We start from the raw sequence: 12,730 nt of genomic DNA, 5'->3' as shown, positions 1-12,730 counted from the left end.
GGTTGCATGACGCCGGCAGCCCGAATCGAGACAGCGTGATGGATTCAGCCACAGAACCGAACCGCGAGGCCGAGGCGATCGACGTCGCCTTCCAGCGCCGCGAGATCGAGCGGCTGCGCGAGAAGCTGCTCGACCTGACCCGCCGCAACGGGCTCCTCAACTTCCGCCACTCGCGGGGCGGCGCCTTCGTGCGCGTCGTCGACGAACTGCCGGATGTGCTGCTGGCGCGCCTGCGGGCGGGGGAGATGGAATTCGAGCCGCTGCCCGATCCGGACAGCGAGCCGGCCGACGAGCGCACCGAAGCCTTCCAGAACGCCATGGCGATCGCAAGGCTCACCGACGAGACCTATCTCGCCGCGACGGCGGAACTCGGCGAGGCCGAGGCCGACACCGAGAAGCTCGCCGAGGCCGACGAGGCGCTGCGCCACCGCGTGCGTGCCTCGCTGGCGCTGCCGAGGCTCGACGGCGGCAGGAAGCTCGACATCGCCGAACTCGCCCGGGCGAACGGCTTCGACCCGAGTTTCGAGGTCCGGCTCGCGCCGCCCGCCGACCCGGAGCTCGACGCCGCGGCGCCGGCCCATCTCGGCGACGACAGGATCCGCATCCTGTTGACCAGGTCGCAGGCCGAGCGGCGCCTGCGCACGATCTTCGACCGCAACCGCACGCTCGAGAACGAGACCGGCATCCACACGCTGCAGATCGCCTTCGGCTTCGTCGAATGGGCCGATCCGAAGCAGCCGTCGGCCGGGCCCTACCACGCGCCGCTCCTGACCATGCCGCTCGGTCTCAGGCGGCGGATCGTCGGCGGCAGCTACCGCTTCTGGGCGAGCGCGCCGGAGGCGGAGCTGACGGTCAATCTCGCGCTCGCCGAACTCCTGAAGCGCGACCACGGCGTCGTCCTGCCCGAGGCCGGCGAGGACGAGACGCCGGAGGGCTATTTCGCGCGGCTGGCGCCGGCGCTCGCCGGCCAGAAGCTCCTGAAGCTGCGGCGCTTCGTCACCATCGCGGTCTTCCCCTTCCCGCGCATGGGGCTGTGGGCCGATCTCGACGAGGCGATCTGGCCCGGGGAAGGCCTCGTCCGGCATCCGGGCCTCGCCCGGCTCCTCGGCGGCCTCGCGACGGAAGGCGGCGCCTCGAGCTTCGGCGTCGACCATCCGATCGAGGACGCGGCGTGGCGCGCCCGCGTGCCGCCGCTGGTCATGCCGGCCGACGTCTCGCAGCATTCGGCGATTCTCGACGCGATGGAAGGCAAGGACCTCGTCGTCGAGGGGCCGCCCGGTACCGGCAAGAGCCAGACCATCGCCAATCTCATCACCGCGGCGACGGGCGCCGGCAAGCGCGTGCTGTTCCTCGCCGAAAAGCGCACCGCGCTGGAGGCTGTCGCCAAGCGGCTGGAGGAGCGCGGCCTCGGGCCGACGCTGCTCGAACTGCATTCGGAGAAGACCTCGAAGCCGGAGGTGATGGCCTCGCTCGCCGCGGCGATCGAAAACCGCCGGGAGACGCCGCCCCGCCTCGACGGCCTGCGTGCCGAGCAGCAGCGCGAGAGCGGGCTGCTCCGGGACTATCACGCCGCGCTGCAGAAGCGGCCGGACGGCCACGACGGAACCGTCTGGCAGCTCATCTGGCAGGAGACCGCCCTTCGTCGCAAGCTGGCCGGACGCATGGCCGAGACGATCCGGCCCGGGCTCGCCGCCGGGCTCGAGCTTCGGGGCGAGACGATGTTCCGCGACGCCGGCGACACGCTGCGCGAACTCGCCGCCGCGGCGACGGCGGTGGAGGAGCGGCTGGACGGCCTTGCGGTAAGCCCCTGGCACGCCGCCCGCGGGCTGCCGGTCCAGCCGCACCAGCAGGAGGCGCTCCTTGCCGAACTCGGCGAAGGTCTCGCGCCGATGCTCGGCGCCGTCGTCGACGCCGTCGCGGCGCTCGGCCCTTCCGCCGACGGGAGGTCGCTCACGGAAGAAGCCGCCGCGGCCCTCGCCGCCTTCTGCGACGGGATCGCCGCCGTGCGGCTTGCGGCGGACGACCGGCTCGCCGGCTTCGCCTTTTCCCATCGCCTCGACGCCGAAGTCCTGGCGCGGGCGGAAAGGCTCGCCGACCTCTCCGGCGAGCGCGCCGCCGCAGTCGGGGACGGTCTTGCCGATCCCGGCAGGCTCGCCGCTTTGGAGGATCGCCTCGCCGGGCTCGGCTTCGCCCGGACCTCGATCGCCGATCTGCGGCGCAAGGCCCTGACGGCAGGCGAGGATGCGAGGCTCCTCGCAACGCTCGACGCCAGGCTCCGCCGGCGCTTTGCCGCCTTCGGCGAGGATCTTCCCGCCGTCGCCGGCAGCGCCCGCACGCTCGCCGGGCTCGCGGCGATCCGCCGGCGCTCCGGCGCGCGGGCGTGGGACCTCATGCTCCATATTGCCAACCGTCGCCGGCGCGACCATCTCGAAGCCCTCGCCGAACGCTCGCGCAAGGTCGAGGCCGAGCTGCGACGGCTTGCCGGGACCGTCGACGTCGGTGCCGCCTCGGCGGTTTCTTCGCGGGAACTGCGCGAGATCGGCGAGACGATCGGCGGTGCCGGCATGGTCGCCCGGCTGTTCGGCGGCGACTTCAAGAGGGCGCTTGCCCGCGCCCGGACGCTCGCTCCGGGCGTCGACGACCGGGATCGGCTGCAGAAGCTGCTCTTCGAGACCGCCGCGACGAGCGACGAATGGGCGGGGATCCTCGCCGACGAGCAGGGGATCGCCGCGTTCGGGACAGACTGGCGCGGACCGCAGACCGATTTCGCCGTCATCGACGAGGCGGACGCCTGTCTCCAAGAGGTCGCGGCCCATCTCCAGCGCCGCGGCGCCGACCACCTGTTGCGTGCGGCGCTCGGCATTCCGGCCGCCGATCTCGAAGCCGAGGTGATGTCGGATGAAGAGGCTGCCCTCGTCGAGCGGCTGAGCGACGGCGCCGCGCTGCTGGCGCTGGCGGAAGGGCTGGGCGGCCGCGCCCGCGACTATGACGACCTCGCCGCCGAGGCGGAGCGGCTCGGCGTCGTGTCGGATGCCCTCCTCCTCGATGGTGAGACACGGCTTTCCGGGCGCCTCGCCGCGATCGAAAGCGGGATCGCGGCGCTCCTTGCCGAACTCGGCCCCGAGCAGCGGTCGGCGGTGGAAGCGGCGGCCGCAGATCCGGACGGCGCGCGCACTGCAATCGAGGCGGCAGAGGCGCCGCCCCTCCGCGCCTTTTTCGGCACGGGACCTGCCGAGGACGGCGCCAAGCGCCTCGCCGCGGTGCGCGAGCTGACGGCGAACGCGGCACAGCTCGCCGCCCGGCTGGCCGCGCTCGACGCCGCGTGCACCCCGCTTTGCGCCCGGCTCGGCGCGAGCTTCCAGCCGATTGCGGCGGAAGCGGCGATCGCGACGCGGCGCGAGCGTCTCGACGCGGCGCTCGCCGATTCCGAGGGGCTGAAACTCCATGCCAGCCTCGAACGCTATCTCGAAGAGGCCGCGGCCACCGGCGTCCTTGCGCTCTACGAGGCGCAGGCTGCGGCGGGCATGCCGCTCGCCGCGCTGCCGGAGATCCTGTCGCTGCTGCGCTGCCAGCAGGCGCTGGAAGGGATCTTCGACGACCCCGCCTCGCCGATCCGGCGCACGACCACCGGCCGGCTCGACACGGCGCGCGGCCGCTTCCGGGACGCCGAGACGGAGATCTACCGGCTGGAGGCGGAAAACGTCCTCGCCGTCGCCAGGGCCCGGGCCCGCAAGGCGCCCTGGGGCAACGATTCCGGGCCGGTCGGCACCCACACGCAGCTGGCGCTGATCACCAACGAGGTCGGTAAGAAGAAGCGCCACGTCCCGATCCGCCAGCTCGTCCAGCGGGCCGGAAGGGCGCTGCAGGCGCTGAAGCCGGTGCTGATGATGAGCCCGCACGCGCTCGCCCAGTACGGTCCGCCGGGCACGCTCGAATTCGACCTCGTCGTCATCGACGAGGCCTCGCAGATGAAGCCGGAATTCGCCGTCGGCGCCCTCGCCCGCGGCGGCCAGTCGGTGATCGTCGGCGACCAGAAGCAGCTGCCGCCGACCGACTTCTTCGCCGCCCAGAGCGACGGCGACGGGGACGGCGACGACGACGCGGGGGCGGCCGACCTCGCCGAGAGCGTCCTCGACCTCGCCAGCGGGCGCCTGCCGCACAAGCGGCGGCTGCGCTGGCACTACCGCTCGCAGCACCCGGCGCTGATCGCCTTCTCCAACCGCGAGTTCTACGACCGCGAGCTGGTGATCTTCCCGGCGGCCAGCGAAGACGGGCTCTCCGGCGTCCGCGCCATCGAGATCGACGGGATCTATCAGGCCAACGTCAACCCGCGCGAGGCCGAGCGGGTCATCGACGAGGCGCGCCGGCTGATCTACGAGGCGGCCGAGACCGGCCGCGACCTGTCGCTCGGCATCGCGACGATGAACCTCAAGCAGCGCGACCTGATCAATGCCGAGTTCGAGCGGCTGGCGGCGAGCGATCCGATCGTCCGCGCCTATGTCGAGCGCTGGGAGAAGACGGTCGAGCCGGTGTTCGTGAAGAACCTCGAAAACGTCCAGGGCGACGAGCGCGACGTCATCGTCATCTCGACGCTGTTCGGCCCGGCCGAGCCCGGCCAGCGGCCGAAGCAGAACTTCGGCGCGATCAACCGCGCGGCCGGCCACCGGCGGCTCAACGTCCTGTTCACCCGGGCGAAACGGGCGATGATCGTCGTCACCTCCCTGAAGACCGGCGACATCGTGCCGACCGCCACCTCCTCGCGCGGCGTCAAGGTGTTCAAGGGCTTCCTCGACTATGCCCGCGGCGGCGCCGTCTACGACGACGCCGAGGCGGGAGATGCGGAAAGCCCGTTCGAGGAGTTCGTCGCGGCAAGGCTCGCTTCCGCCGGCTACGAGGTGGCCCACCAGATCGGCGTCGAAAGCTTCCGCATCGACCTTGCCGTGCGCCACCCGGACGATCCGGGCGTCTTCATCGCCGGGATCGAGTGCGACGGCGCGCCCTTCCACACCGGGCTGACCGTCCGCGACCGCGACATCATCCGCCAGCAGGTGCTGGAAGGGCTCGGCTGGTCGATCTGGCGGGTCTGGTCCACCGACTGGTACGCCGATCCGGAGGGCGAGGCGGCAAAGCTGGTCGGCTTCCTCGACAGCCGGAAGGCCTTCGTCGATTCCAGCCGGCCGGCGGCGTTCGTCGCAGCCAAAGCGGAGGAGGCCCCGGCCGCGGATGGGCCGGCAGAGGTCGATCCGGTGAGCGCGCCGGCTTCGGATGCGGCAGTCGGGGAGGCGGAAATGCCTCCGCCTTCCGAATGTCTGGAGGCGGCGCCGGACGACGATCCCGCGGCATCCGGAGCGCCGCAGCCGCCGCCGGCCGCAGTCTCTCCGGCATCCGCCGTCGCGGCCGGGGAAACCCCGCCGCCGCCGCGCGGCCGGCACATCCGCCGCCGCCATCTCGACGTCTACGAGGTCCTGCCCGGCCTCTTCGAGGTGCGCCGCGACGGCATCGTCCTCGGCGAGGTCGAGCGCCAGTCCGGCGTCGGCGTCGACCGGCGGCTGACAGCCGGATCGGCGCCGGCCCTGCCGCGGTTTCGCGGCACGCCGGAAGGCAGCGAGGTGACCTTCACGACGACCGACATCTACGAGGCCTTCGACCGTCTCGACCGCGAGGCCGAACCGGCACTGCCGGCCTGATCCGGAGCGTCAGCCCGGCGCCGGTTCGCCGGCGCAGGCGGCCGAAAGAGCGGCGACGAAGGCCGCGCGCGGCTCGCCGACGAGGCGCGTGATGCCCCGCACCGCGACCGCGCGGTTGCGCAGCACGTAGGCGGCGTTTTCCGGATGCCGCTTCGCCCGCCAGGCGCTGATCGCGACGGTCATGGCATGGCGCGTCGCGACGAGGTCGGGGATCAGCGCGATCTCGGCGGCATCGAGCGGAAAGGCGGCGTGATAGGCGGCGACGAGCCGGGCGATCGGGTCGAAGGGCGGCCCGTCGGCCGGCACGTGATAGGCCGCGGCGACGGCGAGGTCGAAGATCCGCGGCGCCTCCACCATGTCGCCGAAGTCGAGGATGCCGGAAAGGCGCTCCGGATCCTCGGCGGCGACGAGAAGGTTCGACGGGTTGAAGTCGTTGTGGACGATCTGACGATGGATCCTCAGGCTCGCCGGCGCCACCTCGTCGCGAAAGCGCACGAGGATCGCCTCGACCGCCCGGCGCAGCCCGGCGTCGTCGATCGCCGGCGTCAGATCGAGGAGCCGCGCAGCGCCCTGCATGTCCCAGAGATTGTCGCCGGCGGGCGCGGCGTGGCCGAAATCCCGCAGGGTGCGGGCCAGCTCGCCGAGCAGCGCGCCGATCGCCCCGGCCTGGGCGGCGGTGCGGCGGGCCTCGGCCAGCGGCCGACCCGGAAGGAACGTCAGCAGCCGGACGAGATGGCGACCGCCGCCGGCCTCGAAGAAGAAATCCGCTTCGCCCGAGCGTGTCGGCACCAGCCGCGAGACCGGCAGATCCGGGGCAGCCGTCGCCAGGTGGACGAGGGCGGCGTTCTGGAAGCGGATCGCCGCGACATTCTCGGCGGCATTGGCGACCTTGAGGACGTAGCGCTCGCCGTCTGTCGCCCTGATCGACAGCGTCAGGTCGCGCTCGCTCGCCATCGCCGAAGCCGCGCCTTCGATGCCGTATCGTGTCGAAAGGAGCGCTGCGATCTCGGCCTCGTCGAGTCGCGGCGCCGCGGTGCTGAAGGCCGCCGGAGCGCCCTCGCCGGCCGACGGCCGCGGCCCGCTCGCGGCCGACATGCCGTTGCCCTCGAATGCCGTCATCTGCGTGCCCCGCCCTTCCATCCGTGCCACTCGGTCCGGCCTGCATGATATACCACAGCGCCCGACGATCGCCAGACCGCGTGAGAGAATTGCCGGTTCTCTGCGAATTTCGGCTGGCAACGAACTTCCAATGATATATCATCCAGGCACACAGTCAGGCGCCGACGGCGTTGTGCAGCGCCGCGCCGATCGGCCGCGACGACTGGTCGGCATCGCCGCACTTGCCCAGGACCTCGAACCGTGTCCCGATCGTCCGATACGAGATCCGCGCGATCGGAGCGGGGCTCGCATCGAGCCCGCGCGGCGAATGAGCGTCATCGTTTCCGGCCTCACGAAGTGATCTGCCGGAAACCGTCTGAATGCAGGGCCCCGTCCGCGACGGGGGAAAGGACCGACCGTGAGCAGAGCCGCCGACCTGTCGATGCCGAACGCCTTCGTCCCCGGCCAGGGCAATCTTTCGCCGGAGGCGGAGGCGATGGTCGAGCGCCGGGCCCGCGTGCTCGGCCCGGCCTACCGGCTGATGTACGAGACGCCCCTCCACATCGTCCGCGGCGAAGGCGTCTTCCTCTACGACGCCGACGGCCGGGCCTATCTCGACGCCTACAACAACGTCGCCTCGCTCGGCCACTGCCATCCGAGCGTCGTCGAGGCGATCCGCGATCAGGTCGGCATCCTCGCCACCAACACCCGCTACATCCACGACCTCATCCTCGACTATGCCGAGCGGCTGACCGCGACCTTTCCGGACGCCCTCAGCCAGGTGATGTTCGCCTGCACCGGCAGCGAGGCCAACGACCTCGCCATGCGGATCGCCCGCGCCTTCACCGGCGGCACCGGCATCGTCGTCACCGACAACGCCTATCACGGCATCACCGAATCGGTCGCCGCCTTCTCGCCCTCGCTCGGCCCGGCGGTCGATCTCGGGCCGCATGTGCGCACCGTTCCGGCGCCGGAACTCTATCGCGGCGGCGGCGCGGACCTTGCGGCGCGCTTCACCGCCGACGTCGAGGCGGCGATCGCCGATCTCAGGCGTCACGGCATCCGGCCGGCCGCGCTGATCGTCGACACGCTGTTTTCCAGCGACGGCGTGCTGCCGGATCCGAAGGGCTTTCTCGCCGGCGCCGTCGAGGCGATCCGCTCGGCCGGCGGCGTCTTCGTCGCCGACGAGGTGCAGCCCGGCTTCGGGCGCACCGGCGAGGCGATGTGGGGCTTTGCGCGCCATGCCCTCGTCCCCGACCTCGTCACCCTCGGCAAGCCGATGGGCAACGGCCACCCGGTGTCGGCGGTGGTGATGCGCCCCGAAGTCTGCGACGAGTTCGGGCGCAAGGCCCGCTACTTCAACACCTTCGGCGGCAATGCCGTGTCCTGCGCCGCGGCGATGGCGGTTCTGCGGACGATCGAGCGCGACGGGCTGATGGAAAATGCCGAAAGGGTCGGCCGCCACCTCCTCGAAGGCATCCGCGCGCTGGCCGACCACCATCCCTGTCTCGGCGACGTGCGCGGCGCCGGGCTGTTCGTCGGGGCCGAGTTCGTCGCCGATCGAGAGAGCCGCATCCCGGATCGCCACCGCGCCTCACGCGTCGTCAACCGGATGCGCGAGCTCGGCGTCCTGATCAGCGTCACCGGCCGTTCCCACAACGTCCTGAAGATCCGCCCGCCGCTGATCTTCACCGAGGCGAATGCCGACCGGTTCAATGCCGTCATGGCACAGGCCCTCGACGAAACCCGCTGATACCTTGAGGGCGCGTCGGCGTCGCAGCCCGTCGGCTGGCGACCCGAGCGGCCTTTCCGTCGCGCGGCAGCCGCGCGGCGGGCCGGGAGCCCGGCCGCCCCAGCCGGATCACGCCCCTGCCGGATCTCGCTTCGGCCGGATCACGCTTCGGCCGGATCGGGCAGCGGTCGCCTGGCGGGCTCGCGGCGCTGCGCCGCGGCGCGCGAGGCCCGCGCCCGGATGAGATTCGGCACGATGTGTTCGCTGGCGATGCTGATGTCGGCGACGAGGGCCTCGCGCGCCGCCGCCGCGTCGTTCCCGGCGAGGGCCGCGAGAATGCGCCGATGCTCGCTGTTCGCCTGCAGCCGGTAGGGCGCCGAGACGAAGAGCGCCGAGACGTAGGGGCCGGTCTGGCCCCAGAGGTCGCGGATGATGCCGAAGAGGCGCGGCGAGCGCGCCGCCTCGTAGAGCGCGAAGTGGAAGGCCTGGTTGGCGGTGCGGTAGGCCGCGTGGTCCTGGGCCTCGACGGCGCGCTCGAGGGTCTCGGCGATCGCTTCGAGCCGCGCGACGCCCGCCGCGTCGATCCGCTCGGCGGCGAGCTCCGCCGCAAGGCCCTCGACCTCGCAGCGGATGCGCAGGAGTTCCAGATAAGCGTCGAGTTCGAGTTCCGGCACCGCGATGCTGCGGTTGGCCTTCATCACCAGCAGCCGCTCTGCGACCAGACGCTGCAGCGCCTCGCGCACCGGCGTCGCCGAGACGCCGTACTGGCCGGCGAGGGTGCGGATCACCAGCACCTGTCCCGGCCGGAAGGACGCGGTCATCAGACCCTGTTTGATGCGATCGTAGGTCCGATCGTTGAGTGTGCGATGCTCGATCTTGTCCACGCCGCCTCCACGCGCCGCTGATACCATATATCCTGCCGGATGGGATCAGCGCCGCGAAGAGGCTTCGCGCGGGATTTCCACGGCTCAGCCCGCAATGAAGGCGGCGAGACGGTCGAGACGCTCCTTCTCCGCATGGCGGGCGGCGAGCGCCTGGTCCATGTCGACGGCTTCGAAGCGCACCGGCTGGTGCGGCTGCAGCTGGCCGATCAGGTCCATGTCGGCGGAGATCACCGTCCCGACCATGAAATAGCCGCCGCCGGAGACCGCGTCGCGATGCAGGACGATCGGCTCGGTGCCGCCCGGCACCTGGATCGAACCGTAGGGATAGCAGCTGTCGACGATGTTCGAGGGATCGGAGCCGGCGCCGAAGGGCTGCTCGCGGGGCACGAAATCGAGGCTCCGGCCGCCGCGGAAGCGGTAGCCGATGCGGTCCGCCTCTGGCGCGACCTTCCATGTATCCTCGAAGAAGGAGCGCTGCGAGCCTTCGGTGATACGGTGCCAGTAGAGCCCCGGCATCGCACGCAGCACCGTGCCGCCCGCCGGCGCCTGCCGGCGGATCTCCTCCGGCACGGCGACGCCGAGCTTCGCGGGCCCCGCCGGCGTTCCGATCTTCACCACGTCGCCGGCCTTCAGCGCCCGGCCCTCGAAGCCGCCGAGGCCGCCGAGCGCATAGGTCGAGCGCGAGCCCTTCACCTCCGGCACGTCGATGCCGCCGGCAACGGCGATGACGATCCGCGCCCCGGCCTTCAGCGTGCCGAAGGAGAGTTCCTGGCCGGCAGCGACCTTGAACGCCGCCCAGCCCGGCTGCTCGACGCCGTCGAGCTTCGGCGCCATGGTCGCGCCGGTGACCGCGACCGTCGCGTCGGCCGAAAACCGCAGCACCGGCCCGAGAAACACCGCCTCGAGCCCGGCCGCCCCGTCGGGATTGCCGACCAGCCGGTTCGCCGCGATCAGCGAGAAGCGGTCCATCGCGCCGGAGATCGGCAGGCCGAGATGGTAGAAGCCCGGGCGGCCGAGGTCCTGGACGGTCGTCGACAGGCCGGGCTTGACGACTTCGAAGCTTGCGGTGTCAGCCATCGAGCGCCTCCAGGAGCTTGGCGTTGCAGCCTTCGGGATCGGCGTTGAAGGCATCGAGCGAGAAGGTGACCTCGGCGATCTTCGGGGTGAAGCGACCCGCCTCGACCGCGGCGAGCGTCGCGTCGTAGGTCGGCCGGTCGATCGCCTTGAAGCGGATGATGTCGCCGGGTCGGAACAGGAACAGCTCCTTCAGATAGGACTGCTCGCCCTTCGGATCGTAGATCGGCATCGGCGTGACGCCGAACATCTGGTAGCCGCCGGCGCCGCGCACCGAATAGACGCAGCCGAAACAGCCGCCGTGGCCGACGGTGAGCCGCGGCGTGTCGGTGCGCGGCCGCAGATATTTCGGCACCTCGATCTGCCGCGACCGCTCGACCAGCTGGTAGGTGAAGGGCAGGCCCGCGACGAAGCCGACCATGGAGACGAACCACGGCGCGCCGCAATGCGCGGCGACGAACGCCTCGACGCTCTCGAAGCCGTTGATCCGCGCGGCGTATTCGAGATCGGTCCCGGTCGGGTCCTGGTGCCGCTCGCGAAACCGCATCAGCGTCTCATGGGTCCAGGGATCGTTGTAGAGCACCGGCATCTCGATGATCCGGGTGTCGATCGTCTTCTCGGCGTTCTCGGCCGCCGCCTCGAACTTCTTCAACTCGGCCATGAGATCGTCCGGGGCGATCACGTCCGGATCGAACTTCACCTGGAAGGAGGCGTTGGCCGGGCAGATCTCGGTGATCCCCGCAATCTGGCTGTCGCGCACCGCATTGGTCATCGACAGGCTCTTGAAGAATGCCTCGAGCGACATCTCCTCGTCGACCTCGACGAAGATGTGCTCGTCGCCGCCGAAAGAATAACGCGTCTTCATCGGCCCTCACTCTGTGTTGCGGGTTGCGCTGCGGCGAGCGGACGGCCCTTCAGCCATTCCTCCAGCCAGCCGGTGTGGAAGTCGCCGCGCAGGACCTCGCCGGCGCAGGCGAGCGCGCGATGCAGCGGCGCGGTGGTCGGCAGCCCGCCGACCTCGAGCTCGCCGAGCGCCCGCGACAGGCGGGCGATCGCCGCTTCCCGGCTCTCGGCATGGACGATCAGCTTGCCGAGCAGGGAATCGTAGAAGGGCGGCACCTGGTAGCCGGGATAGAGCATCGTGTCGAAGCGCACCCCCATGCCGCCGGGCACCGCGAGTTTCTCCACCGTGCCGGGATGCGGGCGGAAGTCCGACGCCGGATCCTCGGCGTTGATGCGCACCTCGACGGCATGGCCGAAAAGCGCGACGTCCTCCTGCGCGAGGCCGAGCTTCTCGCCGCCGGCGATGCGGATCATCGCCCGCATCAGGTCGATGCCGGTGACCATCTCGGTGACCGGATGCTCGACCTGGATGCGGGTGTTCATCTCGATGAAGAAGAATTCGCCGGTCGCCGGGTCGAAGAGATATTCGAGCGTGCCGGCGCCGCGATAGTTCACCCGTTCGGCGAGCCGCACCGCCGAGGCGCAGAGCGCCGCCCGCTGGTCCGGCGAGAGGCAGGCGGCCGGCGCCTCCTCCCAGACCTTCTGGCGCCGCCGCTGCAGCGAGCATTCGCGTTCGAAGAGATGGATCGCGCGCTCGCCGTCGCCGAGGATCTGCACCTCGACGTGCCGGGCCCGCGAGACGAAGCGTTCGAGATAGAGGCCGCCGTCGCCGAAGGCCGCCTTCGCCTCGGCGCTCGCCTGGGGAACGAGGCTGCGCAGTTCCGAAGCGTCCGCGGCGATGCGGATGCCGCGCCCGCCGCCGCCCGCCGCCGCCTTGATCATCACCGGATAGCCGACGCCGGCGGCCGCCTCGAGCGCCGCCTCGACGCCGGCGACGACACCCTCGGAGCCCGGCACCGTCGGAACGCCGGCGAGCGCCGCCTCGCGCCGCGCCTCGGCCTTGTCGCCCATCTTGCGGATCGTCTCCGGCCTGGGCCCGATGAAGGTAAGGCCCGCCGCCTCGACCTTCTCGGCGAAGCCGGCATTTTCGGAAAGGAAACCGTAGCCGGGATGGACGGCGTCGCAGCCGGTCTCCAGCGCCGCGGCGACCAGCGCGTCGGCGTTGAGATAGGACTTCGAGGCATGGGCCGGGCCGATCTTCGCCACCGCATCGGCGAGGCGGGCCGCGAGCATCGTCTCGTCGGCGGCGCTCACCGCCTGCACGGTCGAAATGCCGAGTTCCCTGGCGGCGCGGATGATCCTGACGGCGATCTCGCCGCGATTGGCGACGAGGATCTTCGAGATCGCCATGG

Annotated in this window: 7 protein-coding genes; 2 read left to right on the top strand and 5 right to left on the bottom strand. The window is 71.3% G+C overall.

Annotated features, from left to right (window positions below; all coding sequences use genetic code 11):
* Window positions 1–38 precede the first annotated feature (38 nt).
* Complete coding sequence (locus tag J1C47_RS06880; protein WP_207349999.1) at window positions 39–5,687, top strand: DUF4011 domain-containing protein; 5,649 nt, start codon at window positions 39–41, stop codon at window positions 5,685–5,687.
* A gap of 9 nt (window positions 5,688–5,696) precedes the next feature.
* Here the strand turns inward: J1C47_RS06880 and J1C47_RS06875 are convergent, their stop codons facing one another.
* Complete coding sequence (locus J1C47_RS06875; protein ID WP_207349998.1) at window positions 5,697–6,806, bottom strand: phosphotransferase; 1,110 nt, start codon at window positions 6,804–6,806, stop codon at window positions 5,697–5,699.
* A gap of 415 nt (window positions 6,807–7,221) precedes the next feature.
* Here J1C47_RS06875 and J1C47_RS06870 point away from each other — a divergent pair, with 415 nt between their 5' ends.
* Window positions 7,222–8,538 (top strand): aspartate aminotransferase family protein, encoded by a 1,317-nt coding sequence (locus J1C47_RS06870; RefSeq protein ID WP_425354546.1) that lies wholly within the window; start codon window positions 7,222–7,224, stop codon window positions 8,536–8,538.
* 140 nt (window positions 8,539–8,678) lie between these two features.
* Here J1C47_RS06870 and J1C47_RS06865 read toward each other — a convergent pair whose 3' ends face one another.
* The 4 genes from J1C47_RS06865 to J1C47_RS06850 all read right to left on the bottom strand — a co-directional run bounded on the left by J1C47_RS06865 (window position 8,679) and on the right by J1C47_RS06850 (window position 12,728).
* Window positions 8,679–9,401, bottom strand: coding sequence for an FCD domain-containing protein (locus tag J1C47_RS06865; RefSeq protein WP_207349997.1), 723 nt, complete (start codon window positions 9,399–9,401; stop codon window positions 8,679–8,681).
* 84 nt (window positions 9,402–9,485) lie between these two features.
* The gene (locus J1C47_RS06860) at window positions 9,486–10,478 is read right to left on the bottom strand and encodes a 5-oxoprolinase subunit C family protein (protein WP_207349996.1); all 993 of its coding nucleotides are present in this window, start codon (window positions 10,476–10,478) and stop codon (window positions 9,486–9,488) included.
* Window positions 10,471–11,340 (bottom strand): 5-oxoprolinase subunit B family protein, encoded by an 870-nt coding sequence (locus J1C47_RS06855; RefSeq protein ID WP_207349995.1) that lies wholly within the window; start codon window positions 11,338–11,340, stop codon window positions 10,471–10,473. Before J1C47_RS06855 ends, J1C47_RS06860 begins: the two co-directional genes overlap by 8 nt.
* Window positions 11,337–12,728 carry an acetyl-CoA carboxylase biotin carboxylase subunit gene (locus tag J1C47_RS06850; protein WP_207349994.1) on the bottom strand — a complete coding sequence of 464 codons (1,392 nt, stop codon included), beginning with the start codon at window positions 12,726–12,728 and terminating at the stop codon, window positions 11,337–11,339. The genes J1C47_RS06855 and J1C47_RS06850 overlap by 4 nt, the downstream gene beginning before the upstream one ends.
* Between the last annotated feature and the right edge of the window lie 2 nt (window positions 12,729–12,730).

The sequence above is a fragment of the Jiella sonneratiae genome (genome assembly GCF_017353515.1).
Taxonomy (GTDB): domain Bacteria; phylum Pseudomonadota; class Alphaproteobacteria; order Rhizobiales; family Rhizobiaceae; genus Jiella; species Jiella sonneratiae.
The sequence above is the reverse complement of the archived record's forward strand: the minus strand, read 5'-3'. Positions and strand labels throughout refer to the sequence as shown.